Annotated in this window: 24 protein-coding genes; 15 read left to right on the forward strand and 9 right to left on the reverse strand. The window is 47.0% G+C overall.

What is annotated here, in order from left to right:
- The first annotated feature begins 36 nt into the window (after positions 1 to 36).
- Genes coxB through AKJ31_RS00940 form a run of 4 tightly spaced genes read left to right on the forward strand, consistent with a single transcriptional unit; the run spans position 37 to position 4,305 of the window.
- Positions 37 to 1,167 (forward strand): cytochrome c oxidase subunit II, encoded by a 1,131-nt coding sequence (gene coxB, locus AKJ31_RS00925; protein WP_436410926.1) that lies wholly within the window; start codon positions 37 to 39, stop codon positions 1,165 to 1,167.
- A complete protein-coding gene (gene ctaD, locus AKJ31_RS00930) occupies positions 1,164 to 2,816 on the forward strand; it encodes a cytochrome c oxidase subunit I (protein ID WP_053407212.1) in 1,653 nt (550 codons plus the stop codon). The genes coxB and ctaD overlap by 4 nt, the downstream gene beginning before the upstream one ends.
- A gap of 2 nt (positions 2,817 to 2,818) precedes the next feature.
- Complete coding sequence (locus AKJ31_RS00935) at positions 2,819 to 3,424, forward strand: cytochrome c oxidase assembly protein (protein ID WP_053407213.1); 606 nt, start codon at positions 2,819 to 2,821, stop codon at positions 3,422 to 3,424.
- Positions 3,421 to 4,305: a cytochrome c oxidase subunit 3 gene (locus tag AKJ31_RS00940; protein WP_053407214.1), complete on the forward strand. Its 885-nt coding sequence runs from the start codon at positions 3,421 to 3,423 to the stop codon at positions 4,303 to 4,305. Before AKJ31_RS00935 ends, AKJ31_RS00940 begins: the two co-directional genes overlap by 4 nt.
- A gap of 6 nt (positions 4,306 to 4,311) precedes the next feature.
- Here the strand turns inward: AKJ31_RS00940 and AKJ31_RS00945 are convergent, their stop codons facing one another.
- Complete coding sequence (locus AKJ31_RS00945; RefSeq protein WP_053407215.1) at positions 4,312 to 4,551, reverse strand: DUF2909 domain-containing protein; 240 nt, start codon at positions 4,549 to 4,551, stop codon at positions 4,312 to 4,314.
- Between AKJ31_RS00945 and AKJ31_RS00950 the strand changes: the two genes are divergently transcribed.
- The 6 genes from AKJ31_RS00950 (at position 4,541) to aroG (ending at position 9,576) form a co-directional block, all read left to right on the forward strand.
- A complete protein-coding gene (locus AKJ31_RS00950; RefSeq protein WP_053407216.1) occupies positions 4,541 to 5,290 on the forward strand; it encodes an SURF1 family protein in 750 nt (249 codons plus the stop codon). The genes AKJ31_RS00945 and AKJ31_RS00950 overlap by 11 nt on opposite strands.
- A complete protein-coding gene (locus tag AKJ31_RS00955; RefSeq protein WP_053407217.1) occupies positions 5,283 to 5,831 on the forward strand; it encodes a hypothetical protein in 549 nt (182 codons plus the stop codon). Before AKJ31_RS00950 ends, AKJ31_RS00955 begins: the two co-directional genes overlap by 8 nt.
- A 26-nt stretch (positions 5,832 to 5,857) precedes the next feature.
- Complete coding sequence (locus AKJ31_RS00960; protein WP_053407218.1) at positions 5,858 to 6,892, forward strand: COX15/CtaA family protein; 1,035 nt, start codon at positions 5,858 to 5,860, stop codon at positions 6,890 to 6,892.
- Positions 6,889 to 7,785 (forward strand): heme o synthase, encoded by an 897-nt coding sequence (cyoE, locus tag AKJ31_RS00965; RefSeq protein ID WP_053407219.1) that lies wholly within the window; start codon positions 6,889 to 6,891, stop codon positions 7,783 to 7,785. Before AKJ31_RS00960 ends, cyoE begins: the two co-directional genes overlap by 4 nt.
- 60 nt (positions 7,786 to 7,845) lie before the next feature.
- Positions 7,846 to 8,256 (forward strand): VanZ family protein, encoded by a 411-nt coding sequence (locus AKJ31_RS00970; protein WP_053407220.1) that lies wholly within the window; start codon positions 7,846 to 7,848, stop codon positions 8,254 to 8,256.
- 264 nt (positions 8,257 to 8,520) lie between these two features.
- Positions 8,521 to 9,576, forward strand: coding sequence for a 3-deoxy-7-phosphoheptulonate synthase AroG (gene aroG / locus AKJ31_RS00975; protein ID WP_053407221.1), 1,056 nt, complete (start codon positions 8,521 to 8,523; stop codon positions 9,574 to 9,576).
- A 56-nt stretch (positions 9,577 to 9,632) separates the two neighbouring features.
- Here aroG and AKJ31_RS00980 read toward each other — a convergent pair whose 3' ends face one another.
- Together AKJ31_RS00980 and AKJ31_RS00985 are read right to left on the reverse strand one after the other, a co-directional pair.
- A complete protein-coding gene (locus tag AKJ31_RS00980; RefSeq protein ID WP_053407222.1) occupies positions 9,633 to 11,690 on the reverse strand; it encodes an alpha-amylase in 2,058 nt (685 codons plus the stop codon).
- Between the two features lie 123 nt (positions 11,691 to 11,813).
- Positions 11,814 to 12,212: a helix-turn-helix domain-containing protein gene (locus AKJ31_RS00985; RefSeq protein WP_053407223.1), complete on the reverse strand. Its 399-nt coding sequence runs from the start codon at positions 12,210 to 12,212 to the stop codon at positions 11,814 to 11,816.
- Positions 12,213 to 12,306: 94 nt separating this feature from the next.
- Between AKJ31_RS00985 and AKJ31_RS00990 the strand changes: the two genes are divergently transcribed.
- Positions 12,307 to 13,215: an aldo/keto reductase gene (locus AKJ31_RS00990; RefSeq protein WP_053407224.1), complete on the forward strand. Its 909-nt coding sequence runs from the start codon at positions 12,307 to 12,309 to the stop codon at positions 13,213 to 13,215.
- Between the two features lie 65 nt (positions 13,216 to 13,280).
- Here the strand turns inward: AKJ31_RS00990 and AKJ31_RS00995 are convergent, their stop codons facing one another.
- From AKJ31_RS00995 to AKJ31_RS01005, 3 genes are all read right to left on the reverse strand, one after another.
- A complete protein-coding gene (locus AKJ31_RS00995) occupies positions 13,281 to 14,876 on the reverse strand; it encodes an EAL domain-containing protein (RefSeq protein WP_053407225.1) in 1,596 nt (531 codons plus the stop codon).
- Between the two features lie 391 nt (positions 14,877 to 15,267).
- A complete protein-coding gene (locus tag AKJ31_RS01000) occupies positions 15,268 to 16,596 on the reverse strand; it encodes an anaerobic C4-dicarboxylate transporter (RefSeq protein ID WP_053407226.1) in 1,329 nt (442 codons plus the stop codon).
- 211 nt (positions 16,597 to 16,807) lie between these two features.
- Positions 16,808 to 17,419: a TetR/AcrR family transcriptional regulator gene (locus AKJ31_RS01005; protein WP_053407227.1), complete on the reverse strand. Its 612-nt coding sequence runs from the start codon at positions 17,417 to 17,419 to the stop codon at positions 16,808 to 16,810.
- 111 nt (positions 17,420 to 17,530) lie between these two features.
- On the opposite strand from AKJ31_RS01005, the gene AKJ31_RS01010 reads away from it, so the two are divergent.
- Positions 17,531 to 18,709, forward strand: a complete 1,179-nt coding sequence (locus AKJ31_RS01010; protein ID WP_083439937.1) for an MBL fold metallo-hydrolase — start codon at positions 17,531 to 17,533, stop codon at positions 18,707 to 18,709.
- A gap of 34 nt (positions 18,710 to 18,743) precedes the next feature.
- On the opposite strand, the gene AKJ31_RS01015 is transcribed toward AKJ31_RS01010, so the two are convergent.
- On the reverse strand, positions 18,744 to 19,856 hold the full coding sequence (locus AKJ31_RS01015) for a mechanosensitive ion channel family protein (protein WP_053407229.1): 1,113 nt from the start codon (positions 19,854 to 19,856) through the stop codon (positions 18,744 to 18,746).
- Between the two features lie 95 nt (positions 19,857 to 19,951).
- Complete coding sequence (locus tag AKJ31_RS01020) at positions 19,952 to 20,389, reverse strand: DUF2850 domain-containing protein (RefSeq protein ID WP_053407230.1); 438 nt, start codon at positions 20,387 to 20,389, stop codon at positions 19,952 to 19,954.
- A gap of 390 nt (positions 20,390 to 20,779) precedes the next feature.
- Here AKJ31_RS01020 and ppnP point away from each other — a divergent pair, with 390 nt between their 5' ends.
- Together ppnP and AKJ31_RS01030 are read left to right on the forward strand one after the other, a co-directional pair.
- A complete protein-coding gene (ppnP, locus tag AKJ31_RS01025) occupies positions 20,780 to 21,061 on the forward strand; it encodes a pyrimidine/purine nucleoside phosphorylase (RefSeq protein ID WP_053407231.1) in 282 nt (93 codons plus the stop codon).
- Positions 21,062 to 21,233: 172 nt separating this feature from the next.
- Positions 21,234 to 21,512: a hypothetical protein gene (locus tag AKJ31_RS01030; protein WP_053407232.1), complete on the forward strand. Its 279-nt coding sequence runs from the start codon at positions 21,234 to 21,236 to the stop codon at positions 21,510 to 21,512.
- Positions 21,513 to 21,582: 70 nt separating this feature from the next.
- Here the strand turns inward: AKJ31_RS01030 and AKJ31_RS01035 are convergent, their stop codons facing one another.
- Positions 21,583 to 22,644, reverse strand: coding sequence for a DUF3541 domain-containing protein (locus AKJ31_RS01035; RefSeq protein ID WP_053407233.1), 1,062 nt, complete (start codon positions 22,642 to 22,644; stop codon positions 21,583 to 21,585).
- Positions 22,645 to 23,147: 503 nt separating this feature from the next.
- Between AKJ31_RS01035 and AKJ31_RS01040 the strand changes: the two genes are divergently transcribed.
- Complete coding sequence (locus AKJ31_RS01040) at positions 23,148 to 24,518, forward strand: diguanylate cyclase (protein WP_053407234.1); 1,371 nt, start codon at positions 23,148 to 23,150, stop codon at positions 24,516 to 24,518.
- The last annotated feature ends 12 nt before the right edge of the window (positions 24,519 to 24,530 follow it).

Below are 24,530 nucleotides of genomic sequence, written 5' to 3' on the forward strand. Positions count from 1 at the left end.
AAAAGATTGCAAGTAACATTGTGGCGAGTGACTGGCTTGTTGTTTGCTGGCTATGCTGCTTCCTCCGGTGCAGAAGAGCGCACCTTCAACATGACAAAAGGCGTCACGGACATTAGCGGTAAAGTCTACGACCTGCACATGTTGATCTTTTACATCTGCTGCGCGATTGCGTTGGTGGTGTTTGGTGCGATGTTCTATTCGATGTACCACCACCGCAAGTCCAAAGGCGCGGTCGCTGCTCATTTCCATGAAAGTACCAAAGTCGAAATTATCTGGACGGTGATTCCGATCATTATCCTTGTCTTAATGGCCATTCCGGCGACCAAAACCTTAGTCGCGATGGAAGATACATCTCAATCTGACCTAACGATTAGAATCACGGGCTCTCAATGGAAGTGGCACTACAGCTATTTTAACGAAGACGTCGAGTTTTACAGCTTGCTCGCCACCAGTCAGAAAGCGATCGATGGTGTGGAAGAAAAAGGCGCGCACTACTTGCTAGAAGTCGACAACCCGTTGGTGCTGCCAATTAATCGCAAAGTCCGATTCTTGCTGACGTCAGACGATGTTATCCACTCTTGGTGGGTGCCCGATTTTGCAGTGAAGAAAGACACCATTCCTGGCTTTATCAATGAGGCGTGGACGCGCATTGATGAACCGGGCGTGTATCGTGGTCAATGTGCTGAGTTATGTGGCCGTGCTCATGGCTTTATGCCGGTCGTGGTCCATGCCATGGAAGAGCAAGAGTACGACCAATGGTTGATCGCGAAGAAGCAAGAGATCGCCAAAGCAAAAGAAGAAGCGGCGGCTTCACTGACTGCCACTTTGTCTAAAGATGAGTTGATGACATTGGGTGAAAAAACGTATCTAGACCGCTGCGCTGTCTGTCACCAGGCAAATGGCGCGGGTATCCCAGGTGCATTCCCTGCGATCACGGGCAGTAAAGTTGCGACCGGAGAGGTGAGCACTCATATCGATACGGTGCTGAATGGTCGTCCGGGAACGGCAATGCAGGCGTTTGCCAATCAACTTACTGACAAAGAAATCGCTGCTGTGGTGACTTATCAGCGCAACGGGTTAGGCAACAGTACGGGTGATCTTGTTCAGGCATCCGATGTGAACGCGATGAGAGCGTCTGAATCGCCAACCTCTAAGGAGGGAGAATGAAAACGTCCAAACCTGAATCATTAGAAGCGGTCAAATCTGCGCCAGCTGCAGACGCGGATCTCAGTCGTGCAAATAGCGCCGTTGCCGTCGAAGAAGATCATCACCATGAGGCGCCATCAGGAATCGCTCGTTGGATCTACTCGACTAACCATAAGGACATCGGGACGCTTTACCTGTGGTTTAGCTTCATTATGTTCTTAACTGGTGGTGCGATGGCGATGGTGATTCGCGCAGAGCTGTTCCAGCCGGGGTTACAATTGGTCGAGCCGCAATTCTTTAATCAGATGACCACTGTGCACGGGTTGGTCATGGTGTTTGGTGCGGTAATGCCAGCATTTACTGGCTTAGCTAACTGGATGATTCCGTTGATGATTGGTGCGCCAGATATGGCACTGCCGCGGATGAATAACCTCAGTTTCTGGATCTTGCCGTTTGCGTTTTTGATTTTACTTTCTTCGTTGTTCACTTCGGGTGGTGGGCCCGATTTTGGTTGGACGTTCTACGCGCCATTGTCGACGCAATACAGCCCTGACAGCACCGCGTTGTTTGTTTTCTCGGTACACATCATGGGTATCAGTTCGATCATGGGGGCGATCAATGTCATCGTCACTATCGTCAATATGCGCGCACCGGGTATGACTTGGTTCAAAATGCCGATGTTTGTTTGGACTTGGCTGATCACCGCATTTTTGCTGATTGCTGTGATGCCAGTGTTGGCAGGGGCGGTGACTATGGTGCTGACTGACAAATACTTCGGCACTTCCTTCTTTGATGCCGCAGGTGGTGGTGACCCTGTGATGTTCCAGCACATTTTCTGGTTCTTTGGTCACCCAGAGGTGTACATCATGATCTTGCCGTCATTTGGTATTGTCTCGGCGATCATTCCTGCCTTCAGTGGTAAAAAACTGTTTGGCTACCATTCTATGGTGTACGCGACGTGCAGCATCGCCTTACTGTCATTCCTCGTATGGGCGCATCATATGTTCACCACCGGGATGCCGGTGTTTGCCGAACTGTTCTTTATGTACTGCACCATGTTGATTGCGGTGCCGACAGGGGTAAAAGTGTTTAACTGGGTGGCGACCATGTGGCGCGGTTCGATGACGTTCGAAACGCCGATGTTGTTTGCTATCGCTTTTATCATTCTCTTTACTATCGGTGGTTTCTCCGGGTTGATGTTGGCGATCGTTCCGGCTGATTTCCAATATCACGACACCTATTTTGTCGTCGCTCACTTCCATTATGTACTGGTCTCTGGGGCGGTGTTCTCGATTATGGCGGCGGCATACTATTGGTTACCTAAGTGGACTGGGCATATGTACGACCACAAGTTGAGCCTGTGGCACTTCTGGTGCTCGGTGATTTCGGTCAACGTGTTGTTCTTCCCGATGCACTTCCTCGGTCTCGCGGGCATGCCGCGACGGATTCCTGATTACGCGATCCAGTTTGCGGATGTGAATCAGGTGGTGTCGATTGGTGGCTTTGCCTTTGGTTTGTCGCAGTTGATCTTCCTTGCGGTGGTGATCAAATGCATTCGCGGCGGGCAGAAAGCACAAGACAAGCCTTGGGAACACGCAGAAGGGTTGGAATGGACAGTTCCAAGCCCAGCACCACACCACACCTTCTCAACCCCGCCTAAGGTGGATTAGTGATGGAAGAGCAAAGTCAATCCAATCGCAAGCTGACGCTAAAACTGCTGATGGCAGTTGTGGCGATGTTTGGCTTCGGCTTTGCTTTGGTGCCGCTTTACGATGTGATGTGCGATACCTTGGGAATTAACGGTAAGACGAATACCGAATCGGTACTGCAACCGCAAGGTATGGTGCCGGATGAGTCGCGCTCGATTCGGGTTGAGTTTATGGCGCATCGAAATCACGACATGCCTTGGTCGTTTGAACCTAAACAAGCCTTTATGCAAGTACACCCTGGGCAGGTGATTCAAACTGCCTTTCTCGCCAAAAACCTTTCCGATCGCGATATTGTCGGTCAAGCGGTTCCATCCGTATCTCCGGGTTTAGGCGCGAGTTATTTCAACAAAATTGAATGTTTCTGTTTTAACCAGCAACCCTTAGCAGGTAAAGCGCAAGCGGAAATGCCGCTGATTTTCTACATCGAACCGGATATCCCTGATTCCATTCACACGCTGACGCTGTCTTACACTCTATACGACATTACTCAGAAAGCTGATCCAGTGGCTAAAGTCGCCAGTGTCAGTCAAGCGCGTTTGAATGCTCAACCGCAAGGAGCAAATCAATGAGCTCAAAACATCAGCCTTACTACGTGCCAGCGCAAAGTAGCTGGCCAATTGTTGGAGCGGTCGCGCTGTTTCTGATCGCAGTCGGGGCCGGAGTAACGGTGCAAAACATGGCGGAAGGCGGAGATGGGAGTGTCTTCGGTAAACTAATCCTGCTGTCTGGGGTTTTGTTCTTGCTTTATATGTTTGCTGGTTGGTTCAGCAGTGTGATCACTGAATCGCTGACCGGAAAGTACTCGGACCAAATCTCACGCTCGTTTAGGCAAGGGATGAGCTGGTTTATCTTCTCAGAAGTAATGTTCTTCGGCGCATTCTTTGGCGCGCTGTTCTACGCACGAATGGTAGCGGTGCCTTGGCTCGGAGGTGCGAGCAACAACGCCATGACGCACGAACTGCTCTGGCCGTCGTTTGAGGCGTTTTGGCCGTTAACCACCACGCCATCGGGCACAACGACAGAAGCAATGAGTTGGCAGGGGATTCCATTGGTCAACACTATCATCCTACTCACCTCTTCCATCACGCTGCACATGGCGCATGTGGCGCTAGAACAAAACAGGCGCATGGCGCTGGTGGTTTGGCTGGAAATTACTATCGTGCTGGCGTGTTTCTTCTTGTACTACCAAGGCGTGGAATACATCCATGCTTATCAGGAACTAGGGCTTACTTTGCAATCCGGTGTGTATGGCAACACCTTCTTCTTGCTAACCGGCTTCCACGGTATGCACGTGTTGCTCGGTACCATCTTCCTGACCGTGCTTTTAGGGCGTATCGCCAAAGACCATTTTACGCCTAAAGACCATTTTGGTTTTCAGGCGGGGAGTTGGTATTGGCACTTTGTTGACGTGGTGTGGTTGTGCCTATTCACGTTCGTTTATGTGCTGTAGGCAGAGTTAATAAGGACGAGCGTTGGGTTCTATCAATCCACTGAGTAACGCCGCAATCAGGAGAATAACCGCAAGGGCAGAGAGGAACACGCGTTTACCGAGGTAGAAGCTCATCGGTTTGTCTTGGTGAGTTTCATCTTCGAGGTCTGAACGAGGACCTTTGACCATTTCGAACATTGCTCGGGCGAGATTGACGATGATAAACAGTAATAACACGACCAACAGCAGTTTGAAGATGAATACCATTTGGTTGTCCTTTGTTGGGTTATCGAAGAAGCCCACATTTTGGTTGGGGATGTTATTAACTGTGGTTGTCTTTTCGATATTGATCAACTTGGGATTGTGGCAACTTTCGCGTGCGGATGAAAAACAGCAGTTAGAGCAAAGGCTTAGCGATAGAGAATCGGCCGCTATGATTCCTTTGGCTCAGTTAGAGGTATTGAAATTCGATTATCTGACCGGTTTACGCGCTGAAGGAATTGTTCGCCCAATGCCAAAACGATATCTGCTGCTGGACAATCAAACTCACGCGGGCAAAGTCGGTTATTTGGCTTATCAACTGGTCTCATTAGACAACGGTAAATACGCATTGTTGGAAAGAGGATTTGTCGCCGCAAGCGGAGCAAGAAGTGATTTACCCAACGTGGGTTGGCTACAAGAGCCGTTAAACGTTCAAGCAAGGCTATATCAGCGGTCCACAAACCCGTTAAGTGACGAGTTGATGTTGGAGCAGGGTGTACCAAGTCGAATTCAGAACTTAAACATTGCGCAACTATCCAATCATTGGAGGATTGATATTGAGCCATACGTGTTGCAACCATTGAATCAACCTTGGCCGTATGCGCAGCCTTGGATACCAATTCCGCTTAGCTCGGCGAAACATTTCGGTTATGCGGTGCAGTGGTTTTCGATGGCGCTAGTGTTAGTCATCTTGAGTTTGTGGGTGTTGTACCGAGCGTTAAGAAAAGGAGTTCATCATGAGTAATCCGGTTCTAAGAGGACGCATTATTTTAATCGCGCTAGTCCTGATGTTCGCCTTACCCGTTGTGGTGGCAAAGACAGTTTTAGTCAACCATTGGTATCACTCTGGAGTCACCAACAAAGGGGTACTGATTGAGCCGAGAACCAGCTTTGAATCTCTTGGTCTAGAAAATCCATATCAAGGCGCTCAGTGGCAACTGGGTTATGTTGTGCCAAGAGTTTGCGATGAATTCTGTCTTGAACAGTTATACCTGCTAGGTCAAAGTCACATTGCGCTGGGTAAATATCAGGCGCGAGTCTCCCCTGTGTTGTTGATTACTGATGCCAGTGACTTAGGTGCGATAGAGACGGAAGGTTTTGATACCGTGCATGTCAACGGCGAGGTTAACCAAGTCTTATCGGATTTCGAATACGTGATTGTCGACCCTTTAGGGCAACTGGTGATGCGCTATCCAAAAGCGCAGGCTCAGGAAGATCTGGTTTCCCAGAGTAAGAACGTACTGGCGGACCTGAGAAAACTGCTTAAATTGTCACGCGTGGGCTAACAGAAAAGGGACAAGGAGTGTCGTGTATGAGATTGATTAATCTGGTTCGACTCAGCTTAGTACTGACCTTTATCGTTATTATGCTTGGCGCTTATACACGGCTTGCCGATGCGGGGCTGGGTTGTCCTGATTGGCCGGGCTGTTACGGACATCTCACCGTACCTAATGAGAGCCACGAAATCGCGCTGGCTAAATCACTCTATCCCTCTTTAACCGTTGAAGCGCACAAAGCGTGGCTGGAAATGATCCACCGCTACTTTGCCGGAACATTAGGTTTAGTGGTGTTTGCAATTACCTTTTTGTGTCTGAGAAGCCGCGCGGTGTCTTTTGGTTTACCGGTATTACTGTCTTTGGTGATTGTGTTTCAAGCCCTGCTGGGTATGTGGACGGTGACAATGAAGCTGATGCCGATTGTGGTGATGGGACATCTGCTAGGTGGTTTCACCTTGTTCAGTTTGTTGTGTTTACTGTATTGGAAGCTGCGCGATTCGACCTGTCCTGCATTGGATGAGGTGAAAGCGTCAGCCGGTCTGCGAGTACTCTCGATGGTGACGTTGGGTGTTGTGGTGTTGCAAATCGCACTCGGCGGCTGGACGTCGTCCAACTACGCTGCGTTGATGTGTACCAGTTTGCCGATTTGTCAGGGTGATTGGGTCAACTACTTGGACTTTAAGACCGCTTTCCAACTGCTACAACCTCACAGTGATAGTTACGAGTTTGGCACCTTGGAATACGGCGCAAGAATGACGATTCACGTCACCCACCGCTTTGGTGCACTATTGGTGACATTACTTTCATTGGCGATGGTTTATCGGTTGCTATGTACTGAGAGTTTACGCCTTAAGAGCGCAGCAAAGCGAGTCGCACTGCTGCTCGGGATTCAAATCTTGCTGGGCGTAAGCAACGTATTGTTCAGCTTGCCTTTGGTGATTGCGGTTGCGCACAACCTAGGCGCGGCGCTGCTTTTGGTCTCAGTGCTACAGGTCAATTACCTGTTATTAGCAAGTACCAGTAAGGTGTCGGCAAACTCAGGATTAGTCAGTAAGGAGAGCGTACGATGAGTAAAACCATAAGTTATACCGCTGAACACGCGAAATCGACTTGGCGAGTCTACCTCACACTGACTAAGCCGAAAGTGGTCGCCTTAATGTTGCTGACTGCGTTGGTTGGGATGTGCTTGGCCGTTCCCGGTGCGCTTCCGGTTAGCGAGTCACTCTTTGGTCTAACTGGGATTGGCCTGATGGCGGGATCGGCTGCCGCATTTAACCACCTGATTGACAGACGAATTGATGCGATTATGGCGCGAACGTACAAGCGTCCATTGCCTTCTGGGGATGTCAACGTCGTGAGTGTGTTTGTCTTTGCGACTTCAATTGGTGTGTTTGGTTTTGGATTGCTGTACGCATTCGTAAACCCACTGACGGCATGGCTTACGTTCGCCAGTTTGCTCGGCTACGCGGTGATTTACACTATGTATCTCAAACGAGCGACACCGCAAAACATAGTGATCGCAGGGATCGCAGGCGCCATGCCACCACTATTAGGTTGGACCGCAGTCACCGGAGAACTGCACGCAAACGCCTGGCTACTGGTGATGATCATCTTTATCTGGACGCCGCCGCATTTTTGGGCGCTCGCTATCCATCGTAAGGACGACTACGCCAAGGCAAACATTCCGATGCTGCCCGTGACACACGGCGTGGAATACACCAAAACCTCAATACTGCTTTACACCGTGTTGCTCACCTTGGTGTGCTTGCTTCCTGCGTTAGTGGGTATGAGTGGTACGGTTTATTGGGTGGGAGCGACCTGTTTAAGCCTTGGATTTATCGGCTACGCGTGGAAGCTTAAATTCAATCCCGACAAGCAAACTGCCATCGCGACGTTCAAATTTTCCATTTATCACCTGATGCTCTTATTTGTGCTACTGCTTGTTGACCATTATTTAATCTAAGGGACTTTCAACTGACAGGGACATCGAGTAACCTTTGTTTCCCACAAAGGAGAACCATTGATGTCCGTGTCTTACCCGTCGAGTTATGTGAGCAAAAGATTGCTGTTGTTGATGCTGGTTATTGTTGCTGGTGGATCGGCGTCGTTAGCAAAATCTTTAGACTGGTATGCCTACGCAGTGTTGGATGTTGAGCATTGGCTGGGTGGCTCTTGGGTGTTGCATTTATGTGTCGCGACGACACTGGGTTTTGTTTCTTCTTGGGCGACGCCTAAACGCCATTATCAGCGTGCGTCGTTTCCGCTATCACCTTGGATCTGGTTGTTGCTCTCTTTGGTGACAATCGATGAGTTTTCTCAGATGTTCAATGCTAATCGAGACTTTTCTCTCCTCGATTTAAGTATCAATATTGGCGGAGTGCTGGCGGGCAGTCTTATCTATTTCACCTATTATCGCCTTCGCTACACCCGCTAATAAGTTGCTTTTCTTTATGTTTTAACGCTTTGTCCAACCTGCTAGTCATTGGGCTGGCACTTATCATTTATGGGTGTAATTATTTCTTTACGCGATATGTAAAGTGTAAAATTATCGGAAATATTGCCTTTTGATAAAAATAGTGCTTGCAACCTTGTTTTTTGATAGATAAGTTACAGGGAACAGGAAATAACAAAGTTGAGCATTTATGCACCAACCGTTTAGGTGCGGCGCTCAAACCAAGAAAATAGGAAGTAGTAAGCCATGTTCCAAACCGATGATGTCAGAATTAGTAAAGTAAAAGAATTATTGCCACCAGTTGCTGTTTTAGAGAAGTTTCCGGCGACTGAAACCGCGTCTTCAACGACGTTCCGTTCACGTCAAGCGATCTCAGATATTCTCAACGGTAAAGATGATCGCCTATTGGTTATCATCGGCCCATGTTCAATCCATGACCCTGAAGCGGCGATTGAATACGGTAAGCGCTTAAAAGTGCTACGCGATGAATTGGGTGACCGCCTTGAAGTCGTAATGCGCGTTTACTTTGAAAAGCCACGTACCACAGTTGGTTGGAAAGGTCTGATTAACGACCCGTACCTAAACGACACGTTCAAGATTAACGACGGTTTGCGCCTAGGCCGTAAGCTACTGTTAGACCTGACCGATATGGGTCTGCCGACTGCAAGCGAATTCCTTGATATGATCACGCCTCAATACGTTGCGGACCTGATTAGCTGGGGTGCTATTGGTGCACGTACAACGGAATCTCAGGTACACCGCGAGCTGGCGTCGGGTCTTTCTTGTCCGGTAGGTTTCAAGAACGGTACTGACGGCAACATTAAGATTGCATCGGATGCAATTCGCTCAGCAGGCGCTTCTCACCATTTCTTGTCGGTAACTAAATACGGCCACTCGGCAATCGTAGAGACGGCGGGTAACCCAGACTGCCACATCATTCTACGTGGTGGTAAAGAGCCAAACTACAGCGCGCAACACGTTCAAGCGATCAAATCTGAGCTAGAAGGTTCAGGTCTACCACAGAAAGTGATGATCGACTTCAGTCACGCGAACAGCTCTAAGCAATACCAACGCCAAATGTTGGTCGCGGAAGATGTAGCTGGCCAAATTGCGAATGGTGAAGATGCCGTATTTGGCGTGATGATCGAGTCACACCTCGTTGAAGGTCGTCAAGACTTGGTAGACGGTGTTGCACCAACTTACGGTCAATCTATTACTGACGCGTGTATCGGTTGGGATGACACTGAAAAAGTGTTACGCCAATTGGCGGGTGCGGTAGAAACACGTCGCAACAACAAGTAATGGTTTTCATCTAAAAAGGGCTCTCATCTGAGAGCCCTTTTTTTGTTGGATGTAGTTTATTTGCCGACGAATGCGACAACCACTTTATCTTTGCCTAGCGTGCGAGAGAACACATACGCGGATTCGTTCTCTAACACCTTATGCTGCCCCGCGCCGATCGCTGGGTGACGCTGTCTGAACTGGCCGAGTGTTTGCCAGTGCTGCAGTAATGCTTGGCGTTTTTCATCCAGTTTCCACACCATATCTGAGCGAGTGCCTTGATGAAAGTCATCTGCGTAAGGCCCAAGCTCGCGGCCGACTTCATCGCCGTAATAAACTTGGATTGCCCCCGGGCTGAGCAACAAAGCGTTTGCGGCGCTTGTTTGCATTTCAAATGACTTAAAACGGTCGAAAAACAGTTCGGTGTCGTGCGACGACATGTAACTCACTGGCGTAAAATCTGGCGCTTCTTGCATTGAATCGGCGTAGTTTTGATAGGTTGGCTGCATTTGGCTAAAACACGCCGCGCCTTTATCCAGTTTCTTCTGCATATCGAAGTTAATCAGCGCGTCAAAACCGTCATCGGCGTACGGCGAGCGGTAGGCCGAATGTCCCCAAACTTCTCCCATCATCCAAAATGGTTCACCTTGCTGATTGTTCTGTTTGCGCCACTGGTCGAGGCTCGCGCTGGCTGATGTTTTGAGACGTTGCCAAACGTCACCTTCTACGTGCTTGACCGTATCGACGCGAAAACCGTCGATTCCGAAGCGTTTAACCCAGTCAGATTGCCATTCGATCAAATAATCGGAGACGCGGTAATTGGCTTTGGCAACAACACGAGTATTTGGATTGTTCAGCAGCCATTGCGGAGGTTGAACCGCTTGTTCAGACTCAGTAAGGAAGTCGGGCAAGCCCGCTAATGTCATAGTGATATCACTTGAACCTGGCGGTGTATAACCCGGCAAGCCCGCTCTGACCCAATCGGCTCCCCACCAGTTTGCCCACTGTTTATTTTGATAGTCCACTAATTTGTGGTAGCTATGCCAATTTTCACCTTCGCTTGGCGTCCAATCTGACCATTGTTCGGGCAGGTGAGTCCTATCGACAACCGAAAGCTGGTCGAATTGAAGGTCCGCCAATGTTGAATAGCCAGAGTGGTTGATGACGGCGTCTAGGAAAACCTTGATGCCTCGTTTATGGGCTTCGCTGACGAGATGTGTTAAATCCGCGTCTGTGCCAAAGTTAGCGTCTATCTTGGTGAAGTCTCGCGTCCAATAGCCGTGATAGGCGTAAAATGGAAAACTGCCGCTTTCACCGCCACCAACAAACCCGTGCACTTGTTCTACGATTGGCGAGAGCCATATAACGTCGGTACCTAAGCTTTTTATGTAATCCAGTTTTTCCGTGATCCCTTTCAGGTCGCCACCGTGAAAGGTTCCCACTTCTTGTTTGCCATCTTTCTTGCGCCCATAACTGTTGTCATTAATCGTATCGGCGTTGTTAAAGCGATCGACCATCACAAAGTAGATATTGGCGTTTTGGTAAGTGAAGGGTTGCTTGGTGTGTTCGCTGTCGAGTGTTTCAAGCAGCACTAAACCGCCACTTTCAGCACTTGGAGTCAGCGTGACACTGCCTTTTGTGACAGTGACGATTTGCCCAGAATAAGCGTCTTTCAGTCGCGTGCCATCGGGAAAACTATCGTCCAAAGCAATCATCACCGTACCACCTGAATAGGTTTCACAGCTAACTTGAGGAATCGGGCGTTTAAAGACGCTGCTAGTACTTTTCTTGGCTTCTCGGGCAATCGAGAGAGTGTGCTGCTGTTGGTCGAACGAGAAAGAATAATCGCCAGCAAAGCGAACCTTTAACTCCAACGTAGTTTCTTTGCCGCAGTTGAGTTGCAGTGGCGTGCGAAACTTCACCTTTTGTGACTCAGGTGCTTGGCAGTCACCAGACAGTTCAGAAACCTTGATTTGGTATGTTTGCTTTGTCAGCGGTACGACCAAAGACTGCGCTGCGTTTAGTGGAAAGTCGCGACTGGTGGTGGTAGTCGAAAGCGAAAGAGTAGGCTGCGCCAGTGCTCCGGTGCTGGCAAGCAATAATCCTATCGTGGTGGCTAACGTAGAGTGTTTCACGTGGCGTCCTTGTTTTTATGATGTTTTTTTAATCATAAATCGAAGGAAAAGGTCTGACATCATTCCTACTTTCTACGCCCCAAAACTTGTCGCTGCTCACGCTTTATAGTTGAAGGGAGTAGGTTAGCTCTGTTCTTTTGGGTGGCGTTGTAGGAATGCAATCATCGCGGTTTCATCCAAGAAGCCATCCGCTTTTTTGTGCGCACGAAGGTATTGATAGCCAGAGATAAGCATCCGGTGTGTTTCTTGGTCATGGGGCGCTTCTCCGTGGAGGTAGCGATAGACAATCTCGTAGGCGTCCATATCGACAACTTCGGCTTGACGGTATAAATAACCACAGCCTGTTGCGAGCCATTCCAGTGAGCAGTTGGCTCGCATCGCGATTTGATTAGCTTTACTTAAACTTGGTTCACTGCCTTTTAGATACTTGCGAATCAAGGCTTCGGATATATCGACTCGTCTTGCAAAGCCGCTGATGCTTTCTTCGCCAATTAGCGATTTTAAGCGCTCAGAAAAACTCATATTTCGTACTCCAGTTCGAATTAATCGACAGTATACGTTGAGTGAACTGTCAAACAAGCATAGTGTTATAGGCAGATATTTTAGGAGGTAAAATATGGTGTCGAAAGTAACTATCGCCCCGCAGGGACCAGAGATGTCGGAACTGGTGCAAGGCTATTGGCGATTAGCTGAATGGGGTATGACTCCGCAGCAACGACTGTCTTTTTTAAAGCAGCACATCGAGCTGGGTATTACGACCGTTGACCACGCCGATATTTACGGCAACTACGAATGCGAAAAGTTGTTTGGTGAAGCGATTAAGCTTGAGCCGTCGATTCGTGACCAAATTGAGATCGTGACCAAGTGCGATATCAAGCTGTGCGGTGATAAAACCCCAGAGCGTAAGATTAACCACTACGATACGGGGGTGGCACATATCTACGAATCGGTGAACAATTCACTTGAGCGCTTAAACATCGACTGTATTGATGTGCTATTGATCCACCGCCCAGATGCGTTGATGGATGCCGATGAAGTGGCAGAAGCTTTCAGCGAACTACACAAAGTCGGTAAAGTGAAGCACTTTGGTGTGTCTAACTTTACTCCACGCCAGTTTGAGTTGTTGCAATCGCGTGTGTCTAAACCATTAGTGACCAATCAGGTTGAGATCAACCCGCTCAACTTCGAGGTTGCGCACGACGGTACACTCGACCAACTGCAAATGTTGCGTGTTCGACCAATGGCATGGTCTTGCTTAGGTGGTGGGAGCATTTTCACTGGTGCAACCGAACAAGCGGAACGCGTGCGAGCCGAGCTAGAACTAATTCGTCAGGAAGTCGGTGCTGAGAGCATTGACCAAGTGATTTATGCTTGGGTACGTCGCTTGCCGTCTAAACCGTTACCAATCATTGGTTCAGGTAAAATTGAACGCGTTTCAGCTGCGGTTGCCGCGATGGACATCGAGTTGACACGTGAGCAATGGTATCGAGTTTGGGTGGCATCGAAAGGCCACGGTGTGCCATAGAAAGATCGAAATCGATGACTAAAAAAAGCCAGCAATATGCTGGCTTTTTGTGCTTTCAATCTTGGTTAGCTTTTCCATCTCGGGATTGGATCTGAGAGCACAATCGCTTCATTGGTCATTTGGTGAAATCGCGCTAAATCATCTGGTTTGATTGGTTTGGCATAGTAAAAACCCTGAATGTACTTCACTCCGAGTTGCTCGAGTTGTTCGATTTGCGACTCGTTCTCTACCCCTTCAGCGATTACTTTCATCCCCAGATCCGCTGCAAGCTGAATCATTGATTTAAGCACTGGCTTAATATTGGAGTCGGTATGCAGGCTCTTAGTGAACACTTGGTCAATCTTAACTACGTCAAACTTCATTTGTCGCACTAAGTTTAAACCAGAGTAACCCGTGCCGAAGTCATCAATCGCTATCTCAAAGCCCAGTTGTTGAAAGTGTTTAAGATTGCCGATGGCAATATCTAGCTGCTCGGGCGTGAGGTCGACGTTTTCGGTCAGTTCTAACACGATGCGACGGGTGTACTGCGGGTAACGTTTCGCATAACTGTTGATAAAGCTAACAAACTCAGGCTTAAGGATTTGGTAGCGACTAATGTTGATGCTGATGTAACTTTGACTAACGTAGTCAGGGTTCTGTTTTAAGAAGCGAGTGACTTCTTTAAACGCATATTTGGTTATTTGATCAATCGCACCGAGCTTCTCTGCTAGAGGAATAAACTGCTCTGGCGAGATCTGCCCTTGAGCTGGATGGTTCCAACGAATCAAAGCTTCACTACCAACTAACGTGCGCGAGTGGATATCAACGATAGGTTGCAGATAAAGCTCGAGTTGCTCCTGCTTAATCGCATGCAGCAGTGAGTATTCGACTGAGAGCTTAGCCAGTGCTTGATAACGGACGATGAAATAAATCAGTGATAGTACCAACGCCAGCAAAATCGTTTCGCCCAGATGAGAGAGGTAGTGGGTTTTGTAGGTAGCTGGAGTAAGGAAAATGGTCAGTGAAAACGGATAAAGATCAGACGAAAACTCGAACAAGTGATTGTTTCTAAGCTGCTGCTCCTGATGGGACTGAATCACTTTGTGCAATACTTGGATTTGGTAGCCGTAGTTACGGCGGTCGAAGGCCGGAGAGATCAATTCGAGAAATTGGTTTGGATGCAGCAACGCATTAATACCGCTTTCTTCCCCGTCAGAAGCGTAAATAAAAAACGTGCTCAATCGACTTTGTGAGTGGCTCAGTGACACCGTAATGTGTTTTGGCGAAGCAGCGATGCGTTGCAGAGTTGAGTTAAAAAGGTGGATGTTCGCAGGGCCTTCATTGGTGCAGTAAACCGTTCCATTTTTATACAGGCCGATTTCTTTGATCATGTGCGAGTTAAAAACGTGTTCTTTGAGTTTGAGGCGGTCTTCGAAAGTGCAACTTTTTCCAACACTGTCGTGCAGCAATTGTAAGCCATCGGCGACGTTATCGATGTACTGTTCCAGCTTTGCGATTGATTTTTTGCCGTCTGCAATGACATGTTCTCGGAGTTGATAGTGATTAGTGGCGGCGGTCACGAGAAATACAGCAATGAATATTCCGGCGATCGGAATAATATGTGGGAAATGAGTGGAAACTGCTTTCACCACTTTATTTAAAATTGAAGTTATTCGAGTCATTGAGAGTATTTCTGGCCAACAGTCTAGACCCACTATAAAAGGTAAACGCCTACTTATGTTAGCGAAATAAGTATGATAAGAATTCAATCACGCTAATTACTGGTGTTTGTTAAGTTGTTTCTCAGTTTTGAGACAAAACCTGTAGTTTTGATTTTTATAGCACTGACTCAATAGGTTATAGAATAAGCAATTGAGAGAAGTGTTTTGATAAGCATATAGATTTAGTGAAATTGGTCGCAAAAATAAAAGAGTCACTTTTTAGCGTTAATTTAGACAATTAAATAATAGAATATCATTCCATATATGGTTTTATATCACCAAGTTTCAGATAAAAACGCCTGCAAAATATAGCAAATCATGCAGGCGTATATTATACGTTATGTATATGGTGCTAACCGATAATTATCTGGCCTAGGACATAACCCAAGCAGCAAGCACCAATCACGCCGATTAAACCCACAGACATGAATGAATGGTTAAAGTACCACTTGCCGATTTTCGTTGTACCTGAGGTATCGAAGTTCACTGTTGCGATATCTGAAGGGTAGTTCGGAATAAAGAAGTAACCGTAAACGGCTGGCATGATACCAATGAGCAGCGCTGGATCTAAACCAAGACCTAAGCCGACCGGTAGCATCATACGCGCGGTTGCTGCTTGCGAGTTGACTACAACAGAAACGATGAACAGCGCTAACGCGAAAGTCCACGGATACGTCGTTACCATATCGACGATGCCGGACTTGAACTGAGGCATTGCGTATTGGAAGTAAGTATCAGACATCCAAGCAATACCAAAGATGGCGATGGCCGCAACCATACCCGATTTAAACACCACACCATTTGGCACATCACGTGGGTCGGTTTTCGTTGCAAGCAAGATAATACCGCCAAAGCAGAGCATCATCATTTGGATAATCACCGACATCTTGATCGGTTTATCGCCATCAACGATGGTGCGAATTTCTGGCACCATGGCGATCACAACGATCATCAAGATAGACGCAATAAAGATCAGTACAGAGTTGCGTGCTGAGCTTGGTAGCACCTCATCCAGCGAAGTTGCTGTCGTCGTTTCAATACGTTTTTTCCACTCAGGGTCTTTTAAGCGAGCTTGATACTCAGGATCATCGTCTAGCTCCTTACCGCGTTTCAAGCTGTAAAGAGACATCAACAATGTACCAAATAGCGTAGCTGGCACGGTGACTAACAAGATAGAAAGCAGAGTGATGTTGTGTTGAATGTCAGCCAGTTGTGCTAAGTAGTAAACCACTGCCGCAGAAATCGGTGATGCGGTGATCGCGATTTGAGACGCTACAGACGAAGCCGCCATTGGGCGCTCTGGTCGAATACCATTTTTCAGCGCTACATCGCCGATGATCGGCATAATGGAGTACACCGCGTGTCCGGTGCCCAGTAAAAATGTCATGGTATAGGTGACAAACGGAGCGATTAACGTTACGCGTTTTGGGTTTCTACGCAGTAAACGCTCCGCGACCTGTAACATATATTTTAAGCCGCCCGCCGCTTCAAGAATCGAAGCACAGGTCACCACTGCCAAAATAATTAACATCACGGTAATGGGTGGCGACGTAGGAGGCATCTTAAAGATGAACACCTCGATAACCAAGCCAATACCAGACACTACCCCAAGACCTATGCCACCATAACGGGAGCCGATGTAAAGCATCAGCAATAGGAACAGGAATTCAAAATACAACATACCAATTATCCCTTTTATAATAATAAGATATGTTTATTTTCCGGTGATATTGACCAAGTTGCTGATAATGCGTTCACACAATATAGACGCACAAAAACGGAAAGCGAATATTCTAAGCTAATTCACGGAATCTGAGCCGAACGTTTCGAAAGTGTGGGAAATAGTGATGTAAGGATGTAACCAGACAGTGAAATATCTGGTTACATTCGAACTATTTGGCGGACTTATAGGTCGAGACAAAGCAGTTCACAGCCTGTTGGATCGCCGTTTTAACTTGCTCTTCGCTTGGTGGTGGCTGGTGGGCAAGCAACTGTGGCCAGAAGACAATCGCCTTGATACTGCCGATAAACTGCTCAATCGCTAATGGGATATTGTCTATTTCCAGTGCGCCCGCCTCAATACCTTGCTGAACCCATTGGTGCAATCCATACGTATCGCCAATCGCTTCGAAGCGTTTCATCAGGAGCTGAGACGTATGCGGACAACGAATGCACTCTGCCATAACCAAACGTGCAGTCATTTGGAAGTCTTCGGTATTGATGTAGCACATCTGTTTACGAGTCAGGTCCGTTAGCTGCTGCTCAATTGAAACAGAAGGTTCAAACTTCAGCTCACATTGGTCATCAAAGCGACACATTAGTTTATCTACAATGACTTCAAACAGGGCATCTTTGTTGGCGTAGTACTTGTAAAGCGTGCGCTTGGATACACCCGCATGCTTTGAAATGCCTTCCATGCTTGCCTGCTCAAACCCTTTTTGAGAAAAAACTGCAATGGCGGATTTGATGATATCTTCTTGTTTTATATCACTTCTTTTAATCATGAACTCAACCTATCACAATTAAAAGTAAACGATGGTGTTTACTTTTAATATTGTTGTGCCTAAAGTATACACCATCGTTTACTTTTTGGGATAGTCGAATAGGACATGAGAATGAGCAATGTGATCAAAGCTTCAGTTCTTTCAGCACTGGGCATGATGGGATTAAACCAACTTCTACGTGCTGACGATAACGTTGAGTCAAGAAGCAGCGAACTAAAACGGCTCGAAAGAATTGTGGACTCCACCCAGTTCAAAGATGGCAAAGTGATTACCCGTATGCCTAACGTCGCAAGCCCAGAAAGTATGTCTTCAGTGATGTGGAAGTTCTTCTTTCAGCGCGGTGCGTTAAAGCCGCAATCGACGCTGCCAAATATGCCCGTCGATGTTGCCAAGCTATCAACCCGAAGCCTTGAGCCTAGGATCACTTGGTTGGGACATTCCAGCTTGTTCATTGATATTGATAACACGCGTGTTCTGGTTGACCCAGTGTTTGATTACGCGTCCCCTTGGATCGCGAAGTCGTTATTTTCACGCAACGTCAACGCGCCAATCGCAAAAGAGCAGTTACCAACGCCCGATGTGATTGTGATTTCTCACGACCACTACGACCATTTGGAAGAATCGACGGTTCGCTTCTATGCAGACAAAGACGTAGAGTTCTTTGTGCCGCTTGCGGTAGGTCGACATCTAGAAAAGTGGGGCGTTGCGCCTTCCAAAATCAGAGAGTTTGATTGGTGGGATTCTGCGACTTTCAACAGTGTTACATTCACCGCCGCACCCGCGAATCATAACTCGGGTCGTACCGGGTTTGATTCCAATAGCACTCTATGGGCGTCTTGGGCGATGCGCGGCCAATCCGGTTCTCTTTTCTATAGTGGCGACACCGCCTACGACTCGCATTTCAAGCAAATTGCAGACAAGCTTGGCCCGTTTGATATGGCGTTTATCGAAGTCGCCGCAAATGTTAAAGATGGAAAAGGGTTTCCGGTTGAAAACTGGGGTCACATGCAAGCACGTCACACCATGCAAGCGTTTATGGATCTAGGCGCGAAGAAGCTGTTTCCTGTGCATTGGTCAACGTACGAGCTGTTTGCTCATAAATGGGATGAGCCAATGACAGACCTTATCGCAGAAGCGCAAGTAACCGGGGCAGAACTGGTCACTCCAATGGTGGGTGAAACCAACCCTGTGCACGGTGAAACGTACACGCATTTCTGGTGGATGGATGATTCACTAGAAGTCGCTAAACAAAGCTACGCATTTACTCAGCCAGCAACAATCAACGATTAATAAAACTCAGCCCCGATAATCGGGGCTGCATGGTTTACTGTTGATGCTCGGTTTGCGGTTGCATGCCAGCGAACTCACCGGCGTTTTCTAAATCAAGTTTGATAGTTTGAGTCGGGAAGGCGATTTGAGCTTCGCGGTTGTCGATGATCTGCATAATTTTTAACAGCACGTCTTGTTTCACTTTGTGGTAGCGCACCCAGTTGACCGTTTTGGTAAAGGTGTAGACCATGATATTGAGTGATGACGGACCAAAACCATTGAAGTTGACTATCAACGTTTGCTTGGCATCGATGTCTGGGTGGGATTCAAGCATTGACCTAATATCTTCAACGATCAGCGACACTTGTTGCGAATCGTCGTAACGTACGCCAATGGTTTCGTAGATTCGGCGGTTGAGCATCCGAGATGGGTTTTCTACCACGATGCTGCTAAACACAGAGTTAGGTACGTACAAAGGTCGTTTATCAAAGGTACGGATAATCGTCATTCGCCAGCCGATTCTCTCTACCGTGCCTTCGATTTCTCTGTCAGGCGAGCGTACCCAATCACCGACCTTAAACGGACGGTCAAAGTAAATCATCAAGCCGCCAAAGAAGTTGGAAAGCAAATCTTTTGCTGCCAAACCGACAATCAAACCACCGACACCACCAAAGGTCAGTAAGCCTGACAGGCTCAAGCCAAACGACTGCATGATGGTCAGCGCACCGATAACGATAAAGAATAAGCGAGCCACTTTGGCGACCGCTTGAACTGTGGTTTCGTCGCGATTTTTCTGTGTTAGTGCGTAGTCTTCGATATTGGTGACCAGACGCATGGTGATCCAAACGAAAATACCAATCACCAGCATCAGCTTAAGTGTGCTCAGCCAATCCAGTTTCGATTGTGTGTAATCTTCTAAGATAAAGCCTAGTGAGATGGTTGCTGGCCAACACCAGATCAGTGCGCTGATGGGGGCGCTCACGGAAGCAAGGATCAAATCATCCCAATGAAAGCGGGTTTTCTGGGTCAGGATTTCCAGACGGTTGTAGATGACTTTCCAGACTAACCAAGCTAAGAAGCTGGCAATGGTGATAAGGAGAACATTGCTGTCCCACTTATCGAGCAGTGCGACAACAGACGGAGGCAATTGTGCGAGTAACTGGTCCATATTTTTGCTTTACGTTGCGAGAATATGTCACCAGTATAAAGTGTTGATCTTTATCAAACTAGTTTGTTTATGACACAAAGTAAAAGTTGCTGCGATTACTCTTCGTCGAAATGATTACTCAGTGCCGCGCGGCGGTTGGCAGCGCTGCCGCCTTCTAGGTCGATAGTACCTTCAAAGCCTTCTTTAACAAACTGTTGGCTAGGGCTATTGGGTTGGATACGTTTTAGCTGTGGCGAATCAAAAGTACCAGTGACTTGGTAAACCGACGTACCATCACCTGTTGTAATGTAAATCTTCTCACCATCGTATTCAAAGCTGGTGGCGATCAAACGGCCGTTACGAAATACGCCTTTATCATTCAAAGTCAGCACTTCGGTGTTGTACTTTGGTGAGCCAATTTCAATCCAACGTGAATACACTTGCTCTGGGTTAACGTAGTCTTGATAGCTGAAGTACAGAAGAGACGAGAATCCAATGGCTAGGGCACAAATTAGAGAGATGAATAAGGTTTTGATGAGTTGGGCTCGTGCCATGAGTAAAGCTTAAATCCATTAGCAGAGTTCGTTTACCGAACGTATTATCGTTTAATCAATTAAGCTTGTTAGATATTGAGTACTGACGCAATTATTACAAGCAAAAAATTGAACCTTAGTCCAAAAGTTTGCGGCAATTTTCATTTGTTGTATTTACCCGCTCGAGAAAACGACAGAAGCTTCTGACAGAGCAAGGTCATTCAGAGATTAATCGTAATCAACTCTCACGTTTAAGCACGATCTCTTGATTTAAGTGATAAATATCAGTGGGGTAGCAGTAATTAAATCGTTGATGACCCCGTTTGCTCTATTGCTCACCTCACCGAATTGAGATAAAAGGTTACTCACTTATTCGAATTGACCCCAGGTGGGGTATTCATGGAGGAATCAATGATTAAAGTAAACAGCTACTTTGAAGACAGCGTTAAATCTTTGGGCTTCACGCAAGGTGAAGAGAACTCAAGCGTGGGTGTCATGCTTGAAGGTGAGTACACGTTTGGCACAGCAGCGCCAGAACGTATGACAGTGGTTAAAGGAGAAATGACCATTAAACGCGTTGGCGATAGCGAGTGGACAACCTACAAAGATGGTGACTCTTTTGAAGTCGCGGGTGACTCGTCATTCGACTTGCGTCTGCCGGTGACAACTGCTTATTTGTGCGAATACTTGTAAGCTATTTTCAGCGCTGCATCTTCTAGCGGCGCTGTTCTTTCCCTCCCTAATCTCTCCTCTCACTGATAAAAGATTCGGAAATGCCGAAGATTTAGCCAATAAATATCAAGTTTATCAAAATAAACCTTGGCTATAATTAACATTAAGGAAGCCATATGGTGAGGAGGTGAGTATGGCAGTGTTACCAAAACATCCTGGCCACAACTCCGGTTACGATCCAAACCAAGATATGACGCCAGACCAATGGCATCGGTTTGGTAAAGTCGCACGAAAGGCGCAAAAAAGGCGTGATGAAATTGCTCGTAAGGAGTCGCTATTGCGCAGTGCCAGAGAAGCGGCATTAAAGCCGATTATTGTGCCGAAAAAGGAAAAACCACATACCGTTCGTTACGTCGTATGGTTGTTAGTGATTATGCTTTGTTCGCTTTGGTTGATGTACATGTCAGGCTGATGTGAATCAATTTACTTAAACAAAACGCCTCTCAAATTGAGAGGCGTTTTTACATTATGAACCATCGTTTTTATTTTGCGACTAAGCCGTAAGGCACACTGGAAAACACTTTAGGCTGACTAGTGACAGTTGGTGCTGGGTTCACTTTTTGCCAATCTAGCAGCATGATGGCTAATACATTGCGGTGTTCGCCATACGCTAAATCAAAATCACCACGGACAGAAGGAATCATACCTTTATCTTTATGTAGCGCTTTTTGGATTGCGTCTCTTGTTTTCTCTACGACAGGATCATCTTCCAAGCCCGCCAACAAGAAGCTGATGCCCACTTCTGCGATGATGTCTTCTTTAGCACGCAGCAAAATGGTGTCGATGTTTTCGCGGAAGTAATCATAAATCCATTGGTATTGCTTTTCGTCTACACGATACTGGTAGTAAGCGGAGTCAGCAAAAATGATATGGGTTAAGCCGTAAAGTTTATTGCCGTATTGCTGAGTATTGAGCGCTTTGTCTTTCTCGTCAGGGTACGTTTCTCTAAACGCTTTAATAAAAGGTTCAACCACGTCTTGCTCGCCAAGCTGACGCAACCAAAAGACCTGATTTGCCAATTGCGCGGCCCAAGCTTCAATCATTTCTGGGTTGGTGGCGTATTTGTTGAAATCGTAACGGCGGATCACCTGACGCAGTTTCGCATCGTCTTTGTGTTTTAAGCCGTATTCATTCGCGCGCGCCATGGAACCTAATAGATCGACACCTAGGTAAAGGTATTCCGGCATATGTCGAGTGATGTTGTAACGCCTAACACTGCGTTCATCGGTTTCATCTAAGTAGCCAGCAATGCGTTTTTCAGAATGGAGTAAGATTTGCTCTGGAGTATGAACTTCCGCCGCAAAGCGATTAAGTCGACTCGCGACTCGCGCCATATCACTCCAAACTGCCGCGGCATATTTGTCGTCGAGAGTTTGTCGGTACATTCTTAGCCCGTAATGCCCTGCTTTGAATGCCGAGAGTGTGTATAACTGGGTCTCGTAAGTTTCTTTAATAATGTCAGCAGACTCTTGGTAACTAGTGTCTGCAAAGGCACCTGGCAGTAGCGCAAGACCAAGTACAAAAGCAAGGATTTGTTGGCGCATATTCAGCTCCATAACGTTTAGCAAACTTGATGTTATCCCTAATAAAAATATCAAGCCGCTGGCTTTAGTGAGTGTAGCAAACAGTGAGATTAGTTCGTTTCGACGTTAGCACTCATTATTAGTGTTGATGTAAACTTGCTGTCAGATAGACGCAATAAATCATCAGAAGGTTAAGTTCATCAAATCCGCACACAATTCGGTTAGCGACTATAATTAGGAATAACCGTTAGATGATGTTCTGTAAAAACAATGGGATAGTTGCAGAACAGCATTTATTGAGATGTTTTGTCGTCAAATGGATGTATTTTCGCCTGCTATTGCGGCATTTAACGTGCCACGACAACGATTTTTAGCCAATTTACGGTGAAAGTTTATTCAGAGTCATGTATTTTACATAAATAATAGAAATATAAATACAATGATCTTATTCAGTATCTAAAGCAACTCAGTTGGCTTTCGGCATTTGCACCGCATTAGTGGTAGTGGATTTTTTTGGGGGAGTGATGCGGGATCGCCTGAGCAGACACTGGTCTGTTACTTTATTTATTTTGCTGCTGACTGTTCTCGCTGTGACATTGGTTGAGTCTTTAGACGCCAGCCAAAAAACGTTTTTGCGTGAGAGTATTCGCGCACGCGCTAAAGAAGAGTTATCTATTGTTCGTTCTGAACTGGAGTCTGCAATTGTGTCGGACATCTATGTGGCGAACGGCCTTTCTGCGTTAATTGCAGCTAATCCAGAGTTTGAATTCTCTGGCTGGGATCTTATGGCTTCCAGCATTATGCGTAAGAGTCGCCATATTCGCGTTGTTGGGTTAGCGCCAAACGATGTCATCAAGTACATCTATCCATTAGAAGGGAACGAGCGCGCGATTGGTTTGGATTACCACAGCACACCGGACCAACGCTTCAGCGTACGAAAAGCACGTGAAGTACAAGAAATTTTTATCGCGGGGCCAGTCGACTTAGTGCAAGGTGGCAAAGGCTTGATTGCGCGTGTGCCTATCTTTGAAGATCCACCTTACAATATGCGTTACTGGGGCGTATGCAGCGCGGTTATTGAACTCGAGTCATTGTTTCAAGAGGCGAGCGTAGAGGCGTTTGAGCATAAATACCAACTGGCTATGCGCGGCACCGACAGTTCTGGTGAAGAAGGGGAGTTGTTCTACGGTAAACAATCAACCTTCGACGATGCTTTTGCGATTGAACACGTTTATTTTCCTTACGGTAGCTGGGTGATTGCGGCGGCAGAGAAAGGTGACTTATTAAGTTACGGCGATTGGTACAGCGTGCACGCGGTGCGATTGATTGGTTACCCGATGATCCTAGCGCTGCTACTTTCGTTTGGGCAGATTTTCCGTTTGTATTCCGTTGCGAACAGACGTTCATTGCAAGACGAACTGACGCTACTGCCAAACCGACGTTATTTTATGTACACCCTACAAAATCATTTTGAATCGGCGAAAAGGAATAACCTCAAAGATTGCTTTGCTATTTTGTCGATCGATCTAGATAAGTTTAAGAGCATCAATGACACGCACGGTCATGGCGCGGGGGATAAAGTCCTCATCGCAACCTCGGAACGTATCCAAGGTGTGTTGCGCAGTTCTGATGTCGTTGCGCGAATTGGTGGCGATGAGTTCCTAATCTTACTCCCACGCATGGCGAGTAAACACGATGTCGAATACATCAAATCTAAGCTTGAGAAGGCGATCAGTCACAGTCCGGTGATTTACGACCAGCATTTGATTGATTTACAAGTCAGTATCGGCTGCGCCTTGTATGCTCCGGAATATGAAGACGTCGAAGACATGTTGCGAGAAGCCGATACGAGTATGTATTTAGTCAAACGTCGCCACGCCCGCAGTATCAATTAAACCGTTTGGGCG

This window comes from Vibrio hepatarius (assembly GCF_001274785.1).
GTDB lineage: Bacteria > Pseudomonadota > Gammaproteobacteria > Enterobacterales > Vibrionaceae > Vibrio > Vibrio hepatarius.

Excerpts from the sequence above, each read along its gene's own strand:
- AKJ31_RS00970 (WP_053407220.1), top strand. The coding sequence starts at position 7,846 with ATGTCCGTGTCTTACCCGTCGAGTTATGTGAGCAAAAGATTGCTGTTG.
- AKJ31_RS00995 (WP_053407225.1), bottom strand. The coding sequence starts at position 14,876 with ATGACTCGAATAACTTCAATTTTAAATAAAGTGGTGAAAGCAGTTTCC.
- AKJ31_RS01015 (WP_053407229.1), bottom strand. The coding sequence starts at position 19,856 with ATGGACCAGTTACTCGCACAATTGCCTCCGTCTGTTGTCGCACTGCTC.
- AKJ31_RS00960 (WP_053407218.1), top strand. The coding sequence starts at position 5,858 with ATGAGATTGATTAATCTGGTTCGACTCAGCTTAGTACTGACCTTTATC.
- cyoE (WP_053407219.1), top strand. The coding sequence starts at position 6,889 with ATGAGTAAAACCATAAGTTATACCGCTGAACACGCGAAATCGACTTGG.
- AKJ31_RS01020 (WP_053407230.1), bottom strand. The coding sequence starts at position 20,389 with ATGGCACGAGCCCAACTCATCAAAACCTTATTCATCTCTCTAATTTGT.
- AKJ31_RS01010 (WP_083439937.1), top strand. The coding sequence starts at position 17,531 with ATGAGCAATGTGATCAAAGCTTCAGTTCTTTCAGCACTGGGCATGATG.
- AKJ31_RS00985 (WP_053407223.1), bottom strand. The coding sequence starts at position 12,212 with ATGAGTTTTTCTGAGCGCTTAAAATCGCTAATTGGCGAAGAAAGCATC.
- AKJ31_RS00950 (WP_053407216.1), top strand. The coding sequence starts at position 4,541 with ATGAATACCATTTGGTTGTCCTTTGTTGGGTTATCGAAGAAGCCCACA.
- ctaD (WP_053407212.1), top strand. The coding sequence starts at position 1,164 with ATGAAAACGTCCAAACCTGAATCATTAGAAGCGGTCAAATCTGCGCCA.
- aroG (WP_053407221.1), top strand. The coding sequence starts at position 8,521 with ATGTTCCAAACCGATGATGTCAGAATTAGTAAAGTAAAAGAATTATTG.
- ppnP (WP_053407231.1), top strand. The coding sequence starts at position 20,780 with ATGATTAAAGTAAACAGCTACTTTGAAGACAGCGTTAAATCTTTGGGC.
- AKJ31_RS00945 (WP_053407215.1), bottom strand. The coding sequence starts at position 4,551 with ATGGTATTCATCTTCAAACTGCTGTTGGTCGTGTTATTACTGTTTATC.
- AKJ31_RS01030 (WP_053407232.1), top strand. The coding sequence starts at position 21,234 with ATGGCAGTGTTACCAAAACATCCTGGCCACAACTCCGGTTACGATCCA.
- AKJ31_RS01040 (WP_053407234.1), top strand. The coding sequence starts at position 23,148 with ATGCGGGATCGCCTGAGCAGACACTGGTCTGTTACTTTATTTATTTTG.
- AKJ31_RS01005 (WP_053407227.1), bottom strand. The coding sequence starts at position 17,419 with ATGATTAAAAGAAGTGATATAAAACAAGAAGATATCATCAAATCCGCC.
- AKJ31_RS01000 (WP_053407226.1), bottom strand. The coding sequence starts at position 16,596 with ATGTTGTATTTTGAATTCCTGTTCCTATTGCTGATGCTTTACATCGGC.
- AKJ31_RS00955 (WP_053407217.1), top strand. The coding sequence starts at position 5,283 with ATGAGTAATCCGGTTCTAAGAGGACGCATTATTTTAATCGCGCTAGTC.
- AKJ31_RS00935 (WP_053407213.1), top strand. The coding sequence starts at position 2,819 with ATGGAAGAGCAAAGTCAATCCAATCGCAAGCTGACGCTAAAACTGCTG.
- AKJ31_RS01035 (WP_053407233.1), bottom strand. The coding sequence starts at position 22,644 with ATGCGCCAACAAATCCTTGCTTTTGTACTTGGTCTTGCGCTACTGCCA.
- AKJ31_RS00940 (WP_053407214.1), top strand. The coding sequence starts at position 3,421 with ATGAGCTCAAAACATCAGCCTTACTACGTGCCAGCGCAAAGTAGCTGG.
- AKJ31_RS00990 (WP_053407224.1), top strand. The coding sequence starts at position 12,307 with ATGGTGTCGAAAGTAACTATCGCCCCGCAGGGACCAGAGATGTCGGAA.